17 protein-coding genes are annotated in these 21581 nt (G+C 37.9%); 7 read left to right on the top strand and 10 right to left on the bottom strand.

Annotation, left to right across the window (positions count from 1 at the left end):
* Positions 1-118 precede the first annotated feature (118 nt).
* Positions 119-664, top strand: coding sequence for a hypothetical protein (locus M2372_RS02020; RefSeq protein ID WP_123318570.1), 546 nt, complete (start codon positions 119-121; stop codon positions 662-664).
* Between the two features lie 323 nt (positions 665-987).
* On the opposite strand, the gene M2372_RS02015 is transcribed toward M2372_RS02020, so the two are convergent.
* The gene (locus M2372_RS02015) at positions 988-2205 is read right to left on the bottom strand and encodes a hypothetical protein (RefSeq protein ID WP_123318571.1); all 1218 of its coding nucleotides are present in this window, start codon (positions 2203-2205) and stop codon (positions 988-990) included.
* A gap of 718 nt (positions 2206-2923) precedes the next feature.
* Here M2372_RS02015 and M2372_RS02010 point away from each other — a divergent pair.
* Entirely contained in the window at positions 2924-3385 is a 462-nt protein-coding gene (locus M2372_RS02010) for a GNAT family N-acetyltransferase (protein ID WP_228455647.1), read from the top strand.
* Between the two features lie 3 nt (positions 3386-3388).
* A complete protein-coding gene (locus M2372_RS25510) occupies positions 3389-4360 on the top strand; it encodes a GNAT family N-acetyltransferase (protein WP_310473116.1) in 972 nt (323 codons plus the stop codon).
* Here the strand turns inward: M2372_RS25510 and M2372_RS01995 are convergent.
* The 3 genes from M2372_RS01995 to M2372_RS01985 all read right to left on the bottom strand — a co-directional run bounded on the left by M2372_RS01995 (position 4352) and on the right by M2372_RS01985 (position 7649).
* Positions 4352-5209 (bottom strand): LysR family transcriptional regulator, encoded by an 858-nt coding sequence (locus M2372_RS01995; RefSeq protein ID WP_123318572.1) that lies wholly within the window; start codon positions 5207-5209, stop codon positions 4352-4354. The two genes, M2372_RS25510 and M2372_RS01995, sit on opposite strands and share 9 nt — an antisense overlap.
* A 152-nt stretch (positions 5210-5361) precedes the next feature.
* Positions 5362-6108, bottom strand: coding sequence for a DUF2182 domain-containing protein (locus M2372_RS01990; protein ID WP_123318573.1), 747 nt, complete (start codon positions 6106-6108; stop codon positions 5362-5364).
* 2 nt (positions 6109-6110) lie between these two features.
* The gene (locus tag M2372_RS01985; RefSeq protein ID WP_123318574.1) at positions 6111-7649 is read right to left on the bottom strand and encodes a tyrosinase family protein; all 1539 of its coding nucleotides are present in this window, start codon (positions 7647-7649) and stop codon (positions 6111-6113) included.
* Positions 7650-7987: 338 nt separating this feature from the next.
* Here M2372_RS01985 and M2372_RS01980 point away from each other — a divergent pair, with 338 nt between their 5' ends.
* From M2372_RS01980 to M2372_RS01965, 4 genes are all read left to right on the top strand, one after another.
* Positions 7988-8662, top strand: a complete 675-nt coding sequence (locus M2372_RS01980; RefSeq protein WP_123318575.1) for a hypothetical protein — start codon at positions 7988-7990, stop codon at positions 8660-8662.
* Positions 8663-9177: 515 nt separating this feature from the next.
* Positions 9178-11670: a PIG-L family deacetylase gene (locus M2372_RS01975; RefSeq protein WP_123318576.1), complete on the top strand. Its 2493-nt coding sequence runs from the start codon at positions 9178-9180 to the stop codon at positions 11668-11670.
* 100 nt (positions 11671-11770) lie between these two features.
* On the top strand, positions 11771-13462 hold the full coding sequence (locus tag M2372_RS01970; protein WP_123318577.1) for a sodium:solute symporter: 1692 nt from the start codon (positions 11771-11773) through the stop codon (positions 13460-13462).
* 35 nt (positions 13463-13497) lie between these two features.
* A complete protein-coding gene (locus M2372_RS01965) occupies positions 13498-14016 on the top strand; it encodes a DUF2911 domain-containing protein (RefSeq protein ID WP_115970764.1) in 519 nt (172 codons plus the stop codon).
* A 99-nt stretch (positions 14017-14115) separates the two neighbouring features.
* Here the strand turns inward: M2372_RS01965 and pgl are convergent, their stop codons facing one another.
* The 6 genes from pgl to M2372_RS01935 form a co-directional block, all read right to left on the bottom strand.
* On the bottom strand, positions 14116-14826 hold the full coding sequence (gene pgl, locus M2372_RS01960; protein ID WP_123318578.1) for a 6-phosphogluconolactonase: 711 nt from the start codon (positions 14824-14826) through the stop codon (positions 14116-14118).
* A gap of 19 nt (positions 14827-14845) precedes the next feature.
* Entirely contained in the window at positions 14846-16327 is a 1482-nt protein-coding gene (gene zwf / locus M2372_RS01955; RefSeq protein ID WP_123318579.1) for a glucose-6-phosphate dehydrogenase, read from the bottom strand.
* 9 nt (positions 16328-16336) lie between these two features.
* On the bottom strand, positions 16337-17755 hold the full coding sequence (gndA, locus tag M2372_RS01950) for an NADP-dependent phosphogluconate dehydrogenase (RefSeq protein ID WP_123318580.1): 1419 nt from the start codon (positions 17753-17755) through the stop codon (positions 16337-16339).
* Positions 17756-18097: 342 nt separating this feature from the next.
* The gene (locus M2372_RS01945) at positions 18098-18793 is read right to left on the bottom strand and encodes an ABC transporter ATP-binding protein (RefSeq protein WP_123318581.1); all 696 of its coding nucleotides are present in this window, start codon (positions 18791-18793) and stop codon (positions 18098-18100) included.
* Positions 18787-20133: a DUF3526 domain-containing protein gene (locus M2372_RS01940; protein ID WP_123318582.1), complete on the bottom strand. Its 1347-nt coding sequence runs from the start codon at positions 20131-20133 to the stop codon at positions 18787-18789. Before M2372_RS01940 ends, M2372_RS01945 begins: the two co-directional genes overlap by 7 nt.
* Positions 20133-21578 carry a DUF3526 domain-containing protein gene (locus tag M2372_RS01935; protein ID WP_123318583.1) on the bottom strand — a complete coding sequence of 482 codons (1446 nt, stop codon included), beginning with the start codon at positions 21576-21578 and terminating at the stop codon, positions 20133-20135. Before M2372_RS01935 ends, M2372_RS01940 begins: the two co-directional genes overlap by 1 nt.
* Between the last annotated feature and the right edge of the window lie 3 nt (positions 21579-21581).

Here is a 21581-nt window from a genome sequence, read left to right as displayed (position 1 = left end):
TCCATTGTGGCTTCAGGGCTTTCACGGGAACACAGATTTTATTTCTATTCATCATTTATCATACAACTCAGCGTACATCGGTAGGCTGACGGTTTTATGCATTCTAAAAATACAAACAATGAAAAAGATAAAAACACATTTCGATCCCCGTTTTCGGGCAGACAACAAGCACTCAGGGTTGCAGCTGATGGAAACTTTCTTCCATTTCAATGAGCTGGATGATTCCAAAGAAATGCTAAGCAACTTGATGAATTATGCAGTAAAAAGAAATAGTTGGATCCATGAAGATCCGGCGGTCATCTTTCAGTTTCATCAGTCGATGAGGTCGTTGATCCGGGCAGGATATCTCATGATGCTGAAGGAAAGAAAATGGACTGTTGATACCCAACCGGAAAAGATTTCCCCGTGGGTTCTTGGACTGCTTTCAGAGAAAGAATACCGGAATCCGCTGCTGGTTTTCAAAAAAGCATTCAGAGAATACAGCCTCAGAGAATTTGATTATTTTCTGTCCGGAATCGTCTATTTCTCAATGGGTGTCTATGAAAATCTACCGGAAAGAAATATCGTTATGCCGTACATCCATACCGTTAAAATGCTGGATGCGGCACACCTTATCATTCAAAGAAGGAGAGAAAAGAAAATGGCTGACACCAATTCAGGATAGGAGGGTTGTGTATACATTATTGGTTCAGATGATTAATGTATTGATGAAGTATTTTTTTAGACGAAAAGTTTTAGCTTCATTATGCCTATTTTCAGGGAGCCAAGGATAGAATCAACTTTGTTGATTCGTTGAAGCGTGTGGATAAGCATATTGCTTCATTAGGGAAAAATTCGCTCCTTACAATAAAGCAGAATTACTCATATACTTTGCGTTTATCAAATAATTTCAAATATGATTTTACATCTATACATCTATCGTAAACATTGTAGATAAATAAAAAAATGCCCCTTTTTTCAGGGGCATTCTATTTTAGAGGTATTATATTATTGCGCTCTTACTTGCTCGATCTTGATGTATATTTTAGAAAGGTTGGGCTGGGCACTGCCTGAAGTAGGGGCTCCTGCCATAATGGTTGCGGTATAAGCGGTTTTTGAAGAAGCATTACTGTCTATCCAGGTATATCTTCTATGTTCAGGTCCGCCACTTGCTCCATCTATAATTCCTACATTCCCCCAATAAGCGCTTCCTACTGCCCCTGTGCCTTGAGGAAACCACGTAGCTGTTGCATCTCCCATACCACCCCATACTCCTGAAGTAATATTGTTGGTTGTTACCGCTGCGCCAATATAACCACCATATTCGGTGTTATAATTCCAATATAGGTTAACGGTAGCTCCTGTATTATTATATAATTGTACATTAGGAATTGCAGCGGTTGTACCACTTGTGGTATCAAATATTACCCTGATCGAATACTTACCATCTGGGGTAGTTAAAGGAAAAGTATAGGCTTGTTTCCCGTTGGAATCGGTTGTGAGGGTCGAATATCCCATCGCAGCAAGGTCTGAAATGTCTGCACGGCTGGTATTTCCCACGGTAGCAGTACAGTTTTGTCCTGCTGTTAAGAAAGGAATTGCAGTGCTGTTTAAAGGAAGAGTCATATTATTACCAGTGGTAGGAGTTCCGGTCACTGAGAATACCAATTCGCCGTCACCAAACTCTAAAGTTCCGGGTCTTAGCTGGAAGGTTAATCCATTCACTGTAAAAGGAGCACCTGAATTATATGAACCTCCGTTTCCCTGGGTATAGGTAACTCTAAGGTTTCCGTTGAAAGGAGTACCGGCGGTATAGGTAGAAGGATTTAAGTAGGCTGTATTACATTGTAATGCTGAAATCACTGGAATGCTGGTATTTGTAGCCTGTGTAAGTCTTTGCCATACTGTTCCGTCAAAATAATAATAGCCCATAGCAGTAACATTGATACGTTGTCCTGTAGCATCGCCACCAGTTACATCTGTAATGTAAATTAATGCTCCTTGCTGATTGCTGTTATAGGTAGCCGTATTTACAGTAAGCTCAGCTCTTGTAAGCCTCGGAGCCTGCAATCCGAATGTTTGTGTGTTATCCGTAATCACTCCTGAACCATCTCTTTTAGCAGATACATCCACTGTTGTTTTGGGTACATTGGTATTGAAACCTACTTGGGCAAATGCGAATCCAGAGATAAGAATAGCACTGAATTGTGTAAATTTTGTTTTCATGTTGGGTGTTATTTTGGGTAAGTCAAATATAACTTTTTTTTAATAAAAAAATAAAAAAATACCTTTATAGTTGAATAAAATTAATTAATACGTAACATTTTATTAAAATATGTAGATTTTAAATGAATTTGTAATGGTTTTAATTTCAGTATTTTATGTTTGATTAAAGCTGTTTATGTCAAATTTTGTAAAATTCTCTTTTTCTCTGAAATAAGATTATTTTTTATATATACAGATATTTGTATTTATTATTTTATTTAAATTGGTCCTAATACCCTGAAAACTATCACCAAATATATTATTGTTAAACATAAATGGTTACCAATGAATTTGGTAAATTGTCCGGGATTTAAAATATTCCAGTTGAATTTTCTTGATAGAATTCTCAGTTGTAAACACTTTTTTGAGTATCCAATTAAATGGGGTCTGAGATTGTACAAACGATATGTTTCTCTGACGCAAAGTTTTCATTTTTGAAACTTTTGATGATAAGTGAGCAAAGCATTGCAACTTCGCCGCCGATTAAGCGTGAGGCTAAAACGTATACTTCATCGAATCAACTTTGGCGATTCTGTTCTTTGACTCCTCAAAATAAAGCGGCATAATTAATAAACTTTGCGTTCATTCTTTTAATGCAAAAAACAAATCAAATAATTAAAAAATAGCATTTTTCTGCATTATTCTACAAGCTAATTTTGCGGCAATAAATAGATTGATTTTGAATACAGATATTATCATTAGAAAAGCTGTGGAACCAGACAGTGAAAAGCTTTGGGTTTTGATGGAACAATTGGCAGTTTTCGAAAATTATATTGACAGTTTTGAAATTACTCCTGAAATTGTGAAAGAATCCGGTTTTAGAAAAAGTCCGCCCGACTTTTATTGTTTGGTTGCAGAAAATGAAAATCAGATAGCAGGAATGCTGGTGTATTATTTTCTTCCCTACACAGCACAAAACAAACCTGTGATTTATATGAAAGAGCTTTATGTAGAAGAAAATTATCGCGGTCAGAAAATTGGAGAACAGCTGATGAATGCTTTGAAGACGGAGGCCATAATAAACAATTGCTCCCAAATAAAATGGACTGTTGCACCCTGGAACAAATCCGGGCAAAACTTCTATGAACGCCTTGGAGCAAAAGAAAATAAAGATTGGTTGAATTATGAATGGAAAGTATAAAACATGGAAATAATTATAACAAAAATTACAGAAAACGATATAGCAGAGCTACAGGAGATCAGTAAAAAAACGTTCTCCGAAACATTCTCTGCGGATAATACAGAAGAAAGCATGGCGCAATATCTTGAAACAAGTTTTGCAACAGAAAAGCTTCATGCTGAACTCAACGATAGAAATTCTGAATTCTACTTTGCCAGACTGGATCATAAAGTCATTGGATATTTGAAACTCAACTCCGGTTCATCACAGACCGAAATGAAAGGAGATCATGCACTTGAAATTGAAAGGATATATGTTTCTAAAGACTTTCACGGAAAGAAAGTAGGGCAGGCTCTTTATGACAAAGCGATGGCCATTGCCACAGAAAAAAATGCAGATTACCTTTGGTTGGGTGTTTGGGAAAACAATTTGAGGGCTATTAACTTTTACAGAAAAAATGGATTTAAAGAGTTTGATAAACATATTTTTAGACTCGGAAATGAAGAGCAGACCGATATTATGATGAAACTGGATTTAAAAAGCAACACAATGAAAACTGAATTTTTTATAAAATCATTCGAAGAATTATCCACTCTCGAGCTTTACAACATATTAAAATTAAGAAGCGAAATATTTATTATAGAACAGAATTGTGTATATCAGGATATTGATGATAAAGATTTAAAATGCCATCACCTGATGTGTTTAGTAGATGGAAATCTGGCAGGATATACCCGGATTGTTCCGCATGGTTTGACCTATGAAGACGCTTCAATTGGCCGTGTTGTGATTGGGTCAGATTATAGAGGATTGGGACTGGGAAAACAGCTGATGGAAAACTCTATCAAAGGCTGTCAGGATATTCTTAAGGAATCAAAAATCCGGATCAGTGCACAATTGTACCTGCTGAAATTTTACAATGCTCTAGGCTTTAAAGAGGTCGGAAGTTCTTACGATGAAGATGGTATTCCGCATATAGAAATGGTTTTAAACTAATTCCAGAATATTTTTAAGAATCGGGTTAGGGTCATCTTTCCGCCATTGGATGTACAAATCGGTAACAAAGGGAAGAGGGATAAAACGGATTCCGGTATTTTGATGAAGATGATAAGAATGCGGCAGAATCGAAATGCCTAATCCGTTTTTAATTAATGAGATAATGGTAGACCCAAACTCACAACGAATATAAGAATCAAGATTGATGTTGTAAAAACCGAGAACCTGCTGAACTAACAAATTGTAACTGCTGCCGTCATCTCCTGTGGTTAAAAGGAATTTCTGATCTTTCAGTGTTTCTTCAGAAATATCAGATAAGGTTTTAAAATGATGATTTTCAGGAACCACTAAAGAAAGATTTTCCTGGTATAATTTCTTTTCATTAATTCCTGAATAGGTATTGATATCACGGGAAAATGCCAGATCTATCTTATAATTTTTAAGATAATCCTCCTGAATTTCATTGGTCAGCTGAAACAATTCCAGATTAAGATGGGGAAAAGCTGCTGAAACCTTTTTTACAAAATCGGGTAAAACTGAAGAAGAAATAGAATCAGGGTGTGCAATTCTTATTGTTCCATGTTCGCCTAAATGAATTTGCCGGGCCAGCTGATGAAAAGCCTCCATTTGACTAAGCTCTTCGCCCCATTTTTCCTGTAAAAATTGGCCTGCCGGGGTAAGTTTCACATTTCGCTTATCACGGTAAAACAGCTGAACACCCAGTTCACTTTCTAAAGACTGAATGTTCCGGCTCAAAGCAGACTGTGTAATATTCATTTTCGCAGACGTATTCCAGAAATGAAGTTCTTTGGCCAATGCCAGAAAATATTTGAGCTGTTGTAGATCCATTAATGCAAATTAATCATTAGTTAAGCAAATTTAATAAGTAAATTGAATTAAAGATCACCTGATTGAAAATTATATGAATACAAAAAATAGCGCCTCTTTATAAAAAATGGCGCTATTTGGATATTGTAATCTAATCTTTTTTTAACAGCAGATCAACGTCTGATAGGATTTTCAGGGATTATGATTCTCAGTAATTTCAACCTCAAATCTATGCGCCAACGTGGAGCTTGCGGATGTTCCATATGTTCGCTCAGCATAATAAAAGTGACGATCAGCATCGCCAAATGATGTCCCTGCGGTAATAACATCGGGAGAAGCATTAATGCCCAGCCTGCGCCAACACACCAGAAACCGTGAGTAAGCCCAAATGAAAAAGCATCCTTATAAGCTTTAGAACCCCAGGCTGCCAAAACAGGATGATAATGTCCCCTGTTTAGACACTTTTGCTTAATGGGAGAAAATTGCCAGATTAAGGTGATGATCCCAAAAATAACTGCAGGAATAAAAGATCCAGGCATCTGAATACTCACAAAAATGATGAAAATGTTTAATAAAAACCCGGTTACAGCCCACATTAAAACATATCCTGTTATAAAAAGAATGACCAATAAAAAACTCATACTTTTAAAACTTTGATTAATGATGATCTGTATAGGAATAATCAGCTTGGGAAGCATCATGGCCAATACCATCAATATCCATCCCGTCATCATTTCAGAGAAAGGATTTATTTTGATGATCATTTTTAATGAAGCGCTGCTTCCGTTACATAAATTCATCTGACAATGTGCTGCTGTAAGCAAATTGCCGGGATTGAAAAGCAGGATAAACCAACAGATAATACTGAAACTCCATACACTGTAACTTATAAGGTTCTGATTAGCATTTGATCTTTTCATTGCTATTGTTTTTCTCTGTAAACACTTATTCTTCCTACTGTAATTTTCACATCAGATAAGATTTCGTTATCAGGAGTAATGGCAACATCTAAGGATTTTAGATTCTCAAGATCATTTTCAAGATGCAGTTCATCAATGATATTGGTAATATCTAAAGAAAAGCTAAGTCCGTTACCTCCTCCGTGAGAATCGTCCAGTGATGCATTGCGAAGTCCAAAAAGCGAGATAAATCCTATATGCTGATTGTTTACAGAAACTTCAAGCGTATTGGCGTTGATATTTCCCTTCACATTCTCCAGAACCAGATAGATACGGTCAGGAATTTCATCTGCAGAAGCTCTTAAAAGGCTTGTAGACACTTTCTTTAATCCTTTATCAGAAAAATTAACGGTAGTTTTGGTTACTGCATTCTTAATTTCAAAAGAACCTTGGTTGGCAGCGACTAATTCTGTTGGTTTCTCATTATTATCCATAGTAGATTCAGTTATTTGAGCATCATCCAAAATCGGAATTCCTAGTTTTCTCAATCTTTCAGAAGTAGTATCGGCGGCGGCAGGTTCTACTTTTGTTTTAAGATCATCATAGCTGTAATCCAAAAGATCAAGATTGGTTACATCATTGGGGGTATACGTCCATTCTTTTCCATCAAGTAAAGGCATTACAAACTCACGTTCTCCAATTTCCTTCGGGCCTCCCAGCCATTTTTTCTCTGATGGATTCTTGTTTCCCTTGGCATTCCATGATGCCCACATTCTGTCAATATTACAGTGATGAAGATAAAAAATAGGATCCAGTGCTGCAGCGTTAGGATCAGACATAAGACCTTCATTTCCTTTAACAACTCCTCCTACATCATTATGAACAAAATTATGAGGATTGGTTTCTAAACTTTCTTCAGGAAATATTGTACCATAATGTGAAAAATCAGTTTCAGGCCCTCCGAAACAATTTTGTTTACCGGTGTATACTGTCTTAAGTTCACAATTTTGTGTAACCCTTGGCTTGCCGTCCTTAAATAATTTGATGTAAATATTTCCGTCATTATCAGGACCGTGTCTTTCTGTAACAAAAAGAGGGTTAGGAGTATCGCGGTCTAAAAACGGGCTGGTAAATGCCGGAGGTATTTTATTTTCTTTTTCTCCACCAAAGTAGTTCCAATACGGTAAAGCCCAGTCATCAGGCCCATTAAGCTCTATCACTATTGCTCTTATCTGAATTTCCAAAGCCATAAGATAACCACGATGCCATGGGGCAAAATACCAGGTTTGGTGCTGACATTGATTCCAATACTTATCTTTTATATCTTTAGACGGAAAAGGGCTTGTAGGTACCTTTGGCGGAGCTTTAATAGTATTCCAGTCAATACCATCAGGATCCCCGGCAAAATTTTCCCCGTGAATGGCGGCAAAAAACCACCAGCTCGTTGGGTCATCCAATTTTCTGGACTGCATTTCAGCAACTGCTTTTGCGTACCAGTATAAATCGGGATTATTAAACGTTCCTTCCTCATTCCACGCGTTTTTTCGTAAGAATTTTTTCATGTACTAATAGATTTATGATTATAGTTATGAGATTGAAACCAAATATTTTTTTCGATTTCACTCTCACTGTAAAATTATTATTTAAAAAAATCTTGTCTATCAGTAGTTATACCTAATCTTGCATAAAAGAAGGTTTTGTGATAAGAAAGAGTATCAGCCTATTTTCTTGCAGACGCAGCTTTGTATAGTTTAATGTGCTTTGAATTAACAATTTTATAAAATATGATGGAACATATCCAGCTATATAATGTCACAATTTTTTCTATATTTAAAAAAAAATGGCTTGTGTCTGCATTTTGCGTTCTACAGCCTTTCTATGAACCCATATAAAAAGGACAATGCCAATAAATCAATTACCTCCGGACGGAGGTATGCTCTATAAAGAAACAGATATGGCTCATTTTTTTCCTGAGCCGCTAAATGCAATCACTGCTGTATTATTTTTAGTCATAGCCATTTTTTGGACTCTTAAAATGAAAGGTAATTTTAAACAATATCCTTTTTTAACCTACTGTCTGGTTTTGTTATATATTGGTGCCATAGGGGGAACTATTTATCATGCATTCAGACAATGGCCGGTATTTATTATGATGGATTGGATGCCCATTATGGTATTGTGCTTTTCTGCAGGGTTTTATTTTTTAGCGCAGAGCCTCAAATGGTACTATGCTATTGTAATGGTTCTTGTATATCTGGTCCTTACGTTGGGGTTGAGAAATTGGATTTTGGCAGATAAACCTTCTCTCTTTATCAACGTAAATTATGCAATCATGGCTTCATTTGTACTTTTCTCGGTATTGAGTTATCTGATTTATACCCAATGGAAAGCTGGTAAATGGGTAGGCTTTGCTTTATTGTCGTTTGTTTTCGCACTCACTTCCCGCATCATTGACAAATGGGAATGGTTGAGTTTTGGAACACACTTTTTGTGGCATACCTTTGGAGCAATAGCCACATTTTGCATGTTTAATTATATCTATCTTACACGGAATATAACTAGAAAAAATAAGTAGTTTTTATTTTCTTTGAAACTGTAATTCGTACACAAAGCCTGTATCTAATATTTTTCCGCAGATTACCACAGATGATTGAGAATAAGTATGTACATTCAAAAAAAAACTTTGATTTTTAAAACTTAAGTGCTCTTCTCAAACATTTAGCTAATCACTAAAATAAACCAAAGTGTCTAAAACTTTTGTGCCTTTTGTGGTTAAATTTTTACCACAGATGACACAGATTAGCACAGATGTTTATGTGTGATTTTATGCTCCGTAGTTTGGGGAAATTACACATGTTTTTATTTTAAACGCCTAAGTTTTTCTTTAGAAGAAAATCAAAGATTTTCAAGCCTTATGTGTACTTACTATGCATCAAGTATGCTACTTAAAATAAACTAAAGTATCTAAAACTTTTATGCCTTTTGTGGTTAATAAAAATTAAACAGCTTTTTTATAGAATTCACAGTTTAATTCTTTTACTATTGAAAGAAAGATGATTTACTTATATTTGCCCTGCAAAGTAAAATTAAATGTTCAAAAAAGTAAGCACTGTATTTATCCTTGGCTTTTATACGGTTTTTTGTTCGGCCCAGCAGGTTCGGCCTTCCAAATCATCTGAAATTTACCGTGAACTCAAAACACTTAAACACCTGCCTAAGGTTTTATACCTTGCAGCTCATCCCGATGATGAAAATACAGGATTACTCTCCTGGTTAATCAACGATCAAAATGTAGAAACGGGCTATTTGTCTTTAACAAGAGGAGATGGTGGTCAGAATTTATTAGGTACAGAGCAAGGTGCTGCATTGGGTTTAATCAGAACGCATGAGCTTTTAGAGGCAAGAAAATTAGACGGTGCCCAACAGTTTTTTACCCGGGCAATTGATTTCGGATTTTCTAAAAATACTACTGATACTTTTAAACAATGGGATGCAGACAGCATTACAGCGGATGTAGTTTGGGTCATCCGTACATTCCGTCCTGATGTTATCATTTGTCGTTTTCCTCCTAATGCGGCGGCAGGCCACGGACAGCATGCGGCTTCGGCCGTGGTGGCAGAAAAAGCTTTTAAGCTGGCAGGCGATAAAAATGCATTCCCGGATCAACTGAAATATGTTAATACATGGCAGCCAAAACGCGTATTGTGGAATACTTTCCGCTTTGGTACGGTCAATACAACAGCTGAAAATCAACTGAAAATTACGGTTGGGCAATATGATGCACAATTGGGAATGGGCTATGGTGAACTGGCAGGATTAAGCAGAAGTTTACATAAAAGCCAGGGAGCAGGAACACAGTCTGTAGCCGGTATCAGAACTGAATATTTTTCCCATGTTATTGGCGAACCAGCAAAAACAACACTTTTTGACGGAGTAGTGAAAACCTGGACTTCACAGGGAAATGCTGATATTGACGAATCCTTAAATACAATTATTTCTACTTTCAATTTCAATAACCCAGACCTTAGCTTGCCTGCTTTGCTTGCATTGCGAAAAAAGGTTATGGTACTAAAAGATGCAGACCTAAAAAAAGATAAACTTAAATCTCTTGACCAAATCATTTTAAGTTGCGCCGGATTTATGGGCGAAGTGGTTACCAATCAGGCTGAAGCTGTTGCCGGAGATCATTATAATTTCAGATTAAATTTGGTTTCAAGAGCTGCAAATCCTGTTGTTTTAGAAAATGTAAAATGGTTAGGACAGTCAGAAAGCTTCAATAAAAAACTGTCAAAAGATTCTTTAATTACTATTCAGCATGACATTCAGATTCCTGCTGATGCAGCACTCACAGAACCTTACTGGTTAGCAAAACCAGCTACGAACGCAGCCACTTTCTCTGTTCAGAATGATACTTTAGTCGGTTTGCCTGAGGCAGAATCACCACTGAATGTTTTGCTTGGTTTAAAAATAGGTTCAGAAAATTTTCAGGTTAGCCTTCCTTTATCTTTCAAGAAATTAGACCCGGTGCGTGGTGATGTAGTCGAAGCTTTGCGCATTGTTCCTGCATTGGAACTGAAATTTACACAACCCCTTTATCTGGTCAAAGAAAATGAAGATTTACCTTTGAGTTTAAATGTTAAGGTTAATTCTAACAAACCGTACAGTAAGGGTATTCTAAACCTGATGTATAGCGGAGAGCGATTAGGAGGCGTTGATGTAAGTTCGCTCAATGGAAAAGATACTACGATTGATTACGTTATTCCAAAAGCTAAGCTTGCTGCAATTCATTCATCTCGTTTGCAATTGGATGCTAATTTTGTTGCAGATGGAGTCACTTATAATAAGAAACAACTATTAATTCAGTACCCGCATTTACCTTCCTTACAATATTTTACACCTGCCATGGTAACCGTAATGAAAGGTGATATTCAGGCGAAGGTTAAAAAAGTAGGATATGTAGAGGGTGCAGGCGATTTCATTCCTGAGTTCCTACGCATTGCAGGTATTCAGGTAGAGGTCCTGAAAGACGAAGATTTTTATGGTAACATAGAAAACGGTAGCCAGAACAAACTATCACAATATGATGCCATCGTACTTGGTGTTCGTGCCAATAATACAGAGAAAAAACTGGGTCGCTGGATGCCTTTTTTATGGTCTTATGCAAAAGCTGGCGGTAATTTGGTGATGCAGTACAACACCAATCAGGATACAACCGTTGACCAATTGGGAATGTACAATTTCAGTATTGCCAATAAGCGCGTTACCGAAGAAAATGCTGCAGTTAAGCTGTTAAATCCAAATCATAAATTACTGAACTTTCCGAACAAAATTACTACAGATGATTTTAAAGGCTGGGTACAGGAACGTGGTGCTTATTTCCCTGCTCAATGGGATGCAGCGTACGAACCTCTTTTTGAAATGCACGATACGGATGAAGAACCTCTGCAGGGATCAACTTTATATGCCCAATACGGAAAGGGTAATTTTATTTATACCCCGTTGGCATTTTTCAGACAGCTGCCTGCAGGAAATGTTGGGGCGGCCCGTTTATTTTTAAACTTTTTATCTGCACAAAAAAACTGATGAACAAGCAACTTAAAAATTGGAATATCTGGTACATACTATTAGCCCTTGCATTAGTATCTCAGATCGCATTTTATTATTGGTTTACTAAATTCTGGGCATGAGTAATATAGATTGGACAGTTCTCATTTTTACACTTGTTGCAGTGGTGGTTTACGGCGTATTCATCGGTCGGGGTCAAAAAAGTAATGAATCCTATCTGAAAGCAGATAATAAAATGCCCTGGTATATTGTGCTTATTGGTATTATGGCTACACAGGCAAGTGCAATTACGTTTCTTTCAGCACCGGGCCAGGCTTATACAGACGGTATGCGTTTCGTGCAGTATTACTTTGGTTTGCCTTTGGCAATGATTGTGATCTGCATCACTTTCATCCCGATTTTTCAGCGCTTAAATGTTTACACCGCTTACGAATATTTGGAAAACCGTTTTGATAAAAAAACAAGGGTGCTTACTTCACTGCTTTTTCTTTTTTCCAGAGGCTTATCAACAGGAATCAGTATTTACGCTCCGAGTATAATCTTGTCAAGTGTTTTAAACTGGAATATTTACTTAACCAATGTCTTGACAGGTGGTATTCTGTTGATTTACACTTACGTTGGCGGTGCAAAAGCGATTGCTCACACCCAAAAATTACAGTTTCTCATTATTCTGGGAACCATGGCTTTTGCAGGGTATCTGCTTATTCAGAATATGCCGAACGGAATTGGTTTTAATGATGCACTTTACCTGGCTGGAAAATCCGGAAAGCTCAATGTCATCACCACAGAATTCGATTGGAAAGATAAATACAATATCTGGAGCGGGCTGATTGGCGGTTTTTTTCTGGCATTGTCTTACTTCGGTACGGACCAGAGTCAGGTGGGGAGGTATATTACAGCAAAAGACAATACCAATGCAAAAATGGGGTTGCTGCTGAACGGATTGGTTAAAATTCCGATGCAGTTTGCGATTCTCCTGATTGGGGCTTTGCTTTTTGCTTTCTTTTCTCTAAAACCGGCTCCGATTTATTTTAATGAACGCTCTTATCAATATTTAAAGGAAACAAAACCTGAACAGGCTGCCGTTTTTGAAAAGGAGCATCAGGATTTACAACTCAAATTTAATGCAGAATCGAAAGAAATTCTAAAGTTGAAGGAAAATAATTCTCCCCAACTCAATAAAACAATTCAGGATTTTAAAAATACACAGACCGAGGTAAAAGCACTTCATGGAAGGGTAGAGGAGGCTATCAATCATTCAAACTATAATGCTGAGAAAACGGATACCAATTACATTTTCCTGTATTTCGTGAAAAATACATTACCTGTAGGGATGATCGGTTTACTGTTTGCCGTCATTTTTCTGGCCAGTTGGGGTTCTATTTCTGCAGCGCTGAATTCCCTTGCCGCCTGTTCATTAAAAGATGTTCATTTGATATTTAAAAAAGAAATTCCTGATGACGCCACCGAATTGAAGTATAGCCGTCTGCATACTTTAGCCTGGGGTATTTTCTCAATCGGTGTTGCTATGTTTGCCACGCAGATGGGTTCCCTTATTGAAGCGGTTAATGTATTGGGTTCTCTTTTCTACGGCCCGATATTGGGGATTTTTCTTGTTGCATTTTATTATAAAAAAATCACCGGCTCCAATGTATTTATTGCTGCAATATTATCAGAAATTACGGTTATTGCCGTTTATCAGTTTGATATCGTTTCGTTCCTTTGGCTTAACGTAATTGGGGCAGCGGCAGTAATTATATTTTCAGCAATCGGTTTATTGTTTTATAAGCCGAAAGATGTAAATTCGTAAACGGACAATAACAAAAACAAACAAATAAAAATAGTATGAAAACAATGATCAAATCTGCTACCATGATTTTTGCTGCAATGACGATTTCAGTAAATGCCTTTGCACAGGAAGCTAAAAAACCTGCCAGCCCTCCTGCTACAGCTACGGGAAAAATTAAAGATGCAACTATTACAATAGCCTATAGCAGTCCTTCTGTTAAAGGACGTACCATCTGGGGCGGTTTAGAATCCTATAATAAAGTTTGGCGTGCAGGTGCTAATGAAGCCACTACTTTTGAAACGGATAAAAACATTACCGTTCAGGGTAAAACGCTTCCTGCAGGTAAATATAGCTTTTTCTTAATCCCTAAGGAAAGCGGAACCTGGACTGCGATTTTTAACAAGGAACCAAAACAATGGGGAGCCTATAAATACGAAGAATCTAAAGATGCTTTACGTGTGGATGTAAAAACAAAAGCTTTACCGGCAACACAGGAAACTTTAGTGTATAAGGTAAACAGTAATGGATTCACAATGGATTGGGATAAAATCTCAGTTCCTGTAGAGATAAAATAGATCTCAGTATAAGAAATTAAAATCCCGGATTAACCGGGATTTTTTGTTTACAATTTTGATACTGTATATTGGTGACCAGGTGAAAAACCTTTACGACATTTAAGCTCCTGCTTCTTTGTCGGTAAAAATCTGAACACCGTCTTTCTTTTCAATTAACTGAAGCGGATACAGTTTCGGATTGTATTCGCCGTTTAAAACTTCATTCAGAGCATGCTTTTTAGAGGGCCCGAATGTGACAATCAAAATATGGTCAGCTTTATTGATGATAGGCTCTGTTAAAGTAATTCTGAACATTTCCTGAGGTTTCAGATAATAAGCTGTCACCCATTTTTCTTTTTCATCCAGAACGGCTTCTCCCGGAAATAAGGACGCTGTATGACCATCATCACCCATTCCTAAAAGGATAAAATCGAAAACGCCTTCTTCTCCTAATGTGTTTCTGATCTGCATTTCATATTCTTTAGCATAATCTTCAGGTTCAGTTCCGTTTTTATACATTGGGAAAATCTGATCTTTATGGGCGGGAACTTTATTCAAAAGTGTTTCCAGAGTCATTTTGAAATTACTCTTTTCGTCATCAAGAGCAACCCATCTTTCATCCACCCAAAAAATATACACTTTGCTCCAATCTATTTTATCTGCATATTCAGGAGTCGCCAATAAGCTGAAAATGGCTTTAGGAGAAGAGCCTCCGCTCACCGCTGTTACAAATTTTCCATGTTTTTGAATAGATTGTTCTGAAAGCTCAACAAACGTATCTGCTGCTTTTTTATATAAAGTATCGAGCGTATTAAATATTGTAATATCCATTTTATTTCTTAGTTAAATTCTAAACCCACTCATGCCCTTGTCTTTCCACCAAGGCATTGCTGTCATCAGGTCCCCAGCTTCCTGCATCGTAATTCGGGAAAGAGGGATCTTTGGTTGTTTCCCAGGTTTCCTGAATCGTTTTTACAACATCCCAGGCTTCTTCTACCTGATCAGAACGCATAAACAAGGTAAGATCACCTGCAAGTGCCTCTAACAATAGGGTCTCATAAGCTTCAGGAGTATCTGTCTGACAGGCAAAATTATCAAAAATCATTTCTACCGGTTTCAATTCTAATGAAAGCCCCGGTTTTTTAGACATAAACTGCAGCCTTATATCCATTTGTGGCTGAATGTTAATAATCAGTCGGTTAGCAGATAAAGGGGATGAGCTTTCTGAAAATGTAGAATGGGGAAGGGGTTTAAACTGAATGGTAATGTAAGAATGCTTCTCTTTCATCTTTTTTCCGGTACGAACGTAGAAAGGAACGTTTTCCCATCGATGGTTATCCAGATAAAACTTAATAGCAACAAATGTTTCGGTGTTGGAATCAGGAGCAATTCCTTCCTCCTGGCGGTAGCCGTTTACTTTGACTCCATTTACTTTCCCTTTTCCATACTGACCCCGGACAGCATAATGATCTACTTTATCTGATGAAATTCTGCGGATTGATTTTAAAACATCCACTTTACGATCTCTGATTTCTCCAGACTCCAATGAAACCGGCGGTTCCATAGCGACCATACAGAGAATTTGCAAAAGGTGATTCTGAATCATATCACGCAAAGCCCCTGTCTGCTCATAAAAGCTGGCTCTTGTTTCTACCCCTACTTCTTCTGCAACAGTAATCTGTACCGATTCTATATGCCTGTGATTCCATAAAGGCTCAAAAATTGAATTTCCGAATCTGAATGCCAAAATATTCTGAACAGTTTCTTTTCCCAGATAGTGGTCGATACGGTAAATCTGTTCTTCCTGAAAGGTTTGTGAAAGAAGATTATTCAGTTCTATAGCAGATTCTTTATTATGGCCAAAAGGTTTTTCGATAATAATCCGGTCTTTTGCAGGATCGGAAGCGATAGAAGTAGTCTTAATATGATTTGAAATAACGGACACAAAGTTCGGCGCAATGGAAAGATAGAAGAGTCTGTTCCCCCTCACTCCATAAACTTTATCAAAATTTTCCAGTTTCTGATATAAATTTTGATAGGAGCTTTCTTCATCCAGCTGATGCTGAAAGTAGCTTATGTGAGCCTGAAAACCAGCCCAATCTTCCTTGGTTACAGTTTTTCTTGAAAAGCTTTCCAGGTTTTCTTTAATATAAGCTCTGAATTTTTCATCCGTATTTTCGGCTCTTCCCAACGCTAAAATATTAAAGCCTTTGGGCATTCTGCCATCAATATATAAATTGTAAAATGCAGGAAAAAGTTTTCTTTTTGCCAAATCTCCCGTTGCACCAAAAATAACAATGGTTGTTGGATGCAGGATTGTATTGTCGCTCATTTTCCGGGTTTAGTTATTTAGGTTTTGCCATGAAGTGTGAAAAACTCCTTCTCTGTCAATTCTTTGGTAAGTATGTGCCCCAAAATAATCACGCTGAGCCTGAAGTAAATTGATGGGTAAGGACTCTGTGGTGTAGGCTTCGAAATATCCTAAAGCTGACTGAATTCCTAAGCCTGGGATTCCGTTGGATGCAGCAAAAGCAGCCATTTTTCTTAATGCAGGAATCTTATCTTTCACAATTTCTGAAATCTGCTGATCCAATAGAATATTAGATAAATTCTGATCTTTAGAATATGCTGAATAGAATTTTTCTAACAAAACAGAACGGATAATGCATCCGCCTCTCCATATTTTGACAACATCTTTTAACGGAATTTCAAACTGATATTCTTCAGATGCTTTTACCAGTAATGCCAATCCTTGTGCATAGCTGATTAAAGTAGCCAAATACAACGCATCACCCACTTCTTTGATGAATGCTTCTGTATCTTCCGGAGTTTTTATTGCTTCTTTAGGATATAATTGAGAAGCTTTTATTCTCTCTTCTTTATAAGCTGATAAAATTCTTGAAGTTACAGCAATATCAATAGTCGGAATAGAAACTCCGATTTCCATTGCCTGTTCGGATGTCCATTTTCCGGTTCCTTTTGCTCCGGCTTTATCCAGAATTTGATCAACAAGAAATCCATCTGTTAGATCATCTTTTTGCTGGAAAATATCCCTTGTGATTTCAATAAGGAAAGAATTCATTTCACCTTCATTCCACTTTTTGAACACCTCATAAAGCTGATCATTGTTAAGATGAGCTCCTTTTTTCAGTAGATCGTAAGCCTCACTGATCAATTGCATGATGGCATACTCAATTCCATTATGAACCATTTTTACATAGTTTCCGGCAGAACCTTTGCCCATGTAAGCGGTACAAGCTTCACCGTTAACCTTTGCTGAAATTAATTCCAACATAGGTTTTAGCAGGTTGAAAGCTTCCAAATCGCCACCAGGCATAATACTTGGCCCTCTTCTTGCGCCTTGCTCGCCTCCTGAAACACCCATTCCCATGAAATGTAGGTTTTTAGAAGCTAAATCAGCAATGCGTCTTTCAGTATCTTTGAAATAAGAATTCCCAGCATCAATTACGATATCTTTTGGGCTGAGAAGTGGTGTAATGCTTTCCAGAACAGCATCTACAGGTTTTCCTGCGGGTACCATTAAAATAATTTTTCTCGGACTGTCCAAAACTGAGACAAACTCTTCCAGAGAAGCGGTTCCCTTCACTGAAGTTCCCGGAGTTGCTCCGTTATGCAGTTCTCTTACTTTTTCCTCATCCAAATCGAATCCTGCTGTAGAAAAACCGTTATCGGCAATATTGTAAAGCAGGTTTCTTCCCATTACTCCGAGACCAATGACCCCGTAATTGTACTTTTCCATTCTTATCTTATTTAAGATTTATTTTATTTTTACAGATCAAATTTACGGAAATGCATAGCAGTAAAAAAATTATACAAAATTTTCTTTCAATCATTATAGTAGTTATCATCAACTGAAAAATCTAAATACATTCATATAATTCATTTCAGCTATTTAGTTTACATGATGATTATATGAGAAAAAAGATTTGATCTATTTGAGATTATCGTGAAATATAGATGATTGGGTTTATTTAAGGGCAATAGGAAAGCTGGGTCTTATCATTCAATGACCAAAAAGCCAGATAGGGTTATCATCTGGCTTTTTTTAATTGCTTATATTATTGAATGTGTGGAAACAAAATCAGATTGTTTTAAGATACAATTCCTGAAGTTCTTCTGCCGTAAATGCTTTAGACTGGAGATTCTGTACCAGCTGCCCCTGTTTCATAATTCCGATATTCGAGGCCACACTTACTGCATTGAAAATATCATGGGTAGCCATGAGTATGGTTCTGCCTTCCTGTCCCAGCTGACGGATAATTTCTGTAAACTCTGCTGTGGCAATAGGATCCAGGCCACTCGTAGGCTCGTCCAGTAAAAGTACTTTGGCATCTTTGGCCAGGGCGATGGCTATTCCTACCTTTTGGCGCATTCCCTTAGAATAGCCGCCCAAAGTTTTATGATGGGCCGCTTCCTGCAGTCCGGTATGTCTCAAAAATGCGGACAGTTCGGATCTTGTGTAATTGAATCCTGCTATTTTGGAAAAGAAATCCAGATTTTCCATGCCTGTAAGGTTAGGGTATAAAAGCACGGTCTCTGGAATATAAGCCAGTTCTTTTTTTATTTTCTGCGGATGATCTGTCACCGATATATTATTGATAAAAGCATCTCCGGATGTAGCTTTGATGAGTCCCAAAAGAATATTGATTGTTGTACTTTTGCCTGCTCCGTTTTGGCCTAATAAAGCATAAATTTCTCCCTTCCCAACTTCTAAATTAAGAGATTGAAGCGCTGTGAAATCATTATATTTTTTGTGTAGATTAATGGTTTTTAACATAGTTTTCGGTATTTATTTTGTGAAAAAAGAAGAAGTAAAACGATGATGATCAAATACGGTAAGAAAAGCTGCAGCATATTCAGTTTTTCAGTTTTTGTGAAATGGTCTACAGTTTGTGTAGCCCAGTTAACGGATTCTGCATTCTGACCTGAAAAGATAAGAGGATAAAAAAACAAACGTTTTCCTTCATGAAACTTTTGCAGTGCCGCACTGTATTGCAGGTGATTATCCATTCCGGTCTGAGCCAGCCGGCTCTCGGTAAGCTGAGTATGGATGTTGGGAAGAAAATAACCAAGGAAAACGGCGGCACGGTTACGCTTGTCCATTTTCTCTCTGTAAAGAATTGCAGATTGTGAGGCTTCTGCATCTCCCATATGCTGCATGGCGTAATACCAGGTCCAGGTGAAGGTATCATTCTCTTCTACGGTAAACTTCCTGTACTGAGGATATACTTTGTAAAACTTTTCCATGGTAGGCTTCTTGGGTTCATCCCATTTGTTGTGGTAACCTTCACGCTGTTCCATAACTGCCTTAAGGGATTCCTGAACAGGATAAGACTTTTGGATCAGCAGATTACACCCCATCGGAATAATGAAGTTCATAGCAACCCACACAATAAGAAGGATGAGGGCATTCTGAGCAGATGATTTTCTGAACAGGACGATCCAGCGGCATAATACAAACCAAAAGAGAATATACAGCCACCCCGAGAGGATAAAAAGTATATAGAACTTATCCAGAGGAATACGGATCCAAAGTGTGGCAATGATGATCAACAGAAGGTAGATCAGGCTTACCGCAATACCCCGTATGATTATTTTGGCATTTAGAAATCTTCCCAGATGCCCACTTTGTACAGAAAGAAGTTTCCAGGTTCCTTTTTCCTCCTCTTCGGAGATGAGGTTATAACAGAAGGCAATAATAACCAGTGGGAAAAGAAAAATCAGGACAAAGCTAAAATCAAAATTCCCGACAGCAGCATTGGCAGGATTATAAAAATCCGAATTATAACGCTGTTCTTCCAGATTTCTTATGGTAACGCCCTGTATCGACGGATTCAGATCGCGCATACCTATATTTAATGCTGCAAGCTTTGGCGTTTCATTGACAAGGTTGAATTTGACGTAATATAAGATCAGGCCCAGATCATCCTTATGAAATTTTACATTGCGTGCAATGCTTTCTTTCTGAAAATTGCCACTCTTTGCAATGATATCTTCATTTCTGTCCAGGAATTTTTTTCCGGTATAGATAGCCATGAGGCCTGCCGCCAGTAAAAATACCAGGGCGATAAGATAGGCCTTGTTACGGTAAAATTGTTTATATAAATAATGATTCATTAGATAAGTTTTAGGTTTCTACTGCTTATTTCTATGATTAATACACAGGCTGCAAGCCAGAACAACAGGGCTGCAGCAGATATCCACTGATTCTTCATGCTTTCGGTAAGAGAAGTATACTCATACTCGAAATCAGGGAATTCTTTCCAGTTTTTTCCGTCGATCACAGCCGGAGGACCTCCTTTTTCCGGTTTTATATTGCTGATATATTGTATCTGCAGATCATTCAGTCGCTGTGCCATCTTGTAGCGGTATTCTTCGGCCTGTTTCTGAAACTGGATGTAAGAGAAAAAATCTGTTCCCGTTACTGCCATAGAAAAATGTCTGATGGCCAGAGAGGGATCTATAAACCCGAACAGCTCTGAGAATTTCTGCTGCTGGTGATACTGTTCCTGTAACCTTTTCTGGTGCGAAATGTAAATCTGAGAACTGATCTTTTCGCCCTCCTTCATCACAAATCCACTGTAGTTAAAGGGCAGTTCATTGGTATTGCTTACTCCGTAGTGAAGAAGCAGAGAGTCTTTAATCTTTTTGAAATGAGGATCATCCGGATTATGGCTGTCTCCCGCTTTCAGAATATCTTTTTCCAGCTGGGTTTCAAAAGCAATACGGGATGGGGTAGAGTAGAGGTTCTGTGCGGCAAACTGGATTCCTTTCGGAAGAAAAATGACCAGGAGAAGCCAGCATCCGATCAGGCCTACCAAAGCCGTTGCAGAAGTCCTGCTTACTGATGATATTACCACCGCCAGGGTGCTGATAAAGAAATAATAAATCATATAAGCAGGCAGGAGAGAAAGTATTCTCAGTACAATATCATTAAGGAGAACTGTTTCCGAAAATGCGGCAGTAAACAAGACCACAGGTAATACAGGCAGCAGAAAGAATAATGAAAACTGCCACAGTCCAAGGATCTTGCCCCAAAGAATATCCCTGTTGGACGCCCCCTGAATGCTTAGTATTTTCAGGGTGGTGTTCTCACGCTCCTGAACAATAAGTCCGAAACCAAGAAAAAGGATGATCAACGGAACAATGCTCTGAAGAATGAATGCACTGCTGAAGGCTCCGAAACGGACCAAAGCTCCGGAACTTCCTGCCTCGGAAAGATTGGCGGTATTCTGTTTGTGGGCTTCCAGAAAAATAACATTTCCCAGATAATCATCCAGTCCGTTATCAAAAAGGCTTAAAGGATGGGCAGTCCGGAATACCAGGTATCCGTAGTGGGCCATCCTGTGCGGATGCTTGTCTGGCCGGTCTTCCCAATGTTCCCGCACCTCGCTGCGGTATTCTTTGATCTGGGAAACGTTGTCTGTATATTGCATGAATCTGACTCCAATGCTCATCATACAGAATAAGAGCACAATAACGGTTATAAGCAGGTTTTGTTTTCCTTTGAGCAAATCCTGCCGGGTTTTTCTGACGATACGTCGTAAGTTTGAAATAGGCATAGT

Source organism: Chryseobacterium sp. BIGb0232, assembly GCF_024810195.1.
Lineage (GTDB): Bacteria > Bacteroidota > Bacteroidia > Flavobacteriales > Weeksellaceae > Chryseobacterium > Chryseobacterium pennae.
This window is presented reverse-complemented; position numbering and strand designations above follow the sequence as displayed.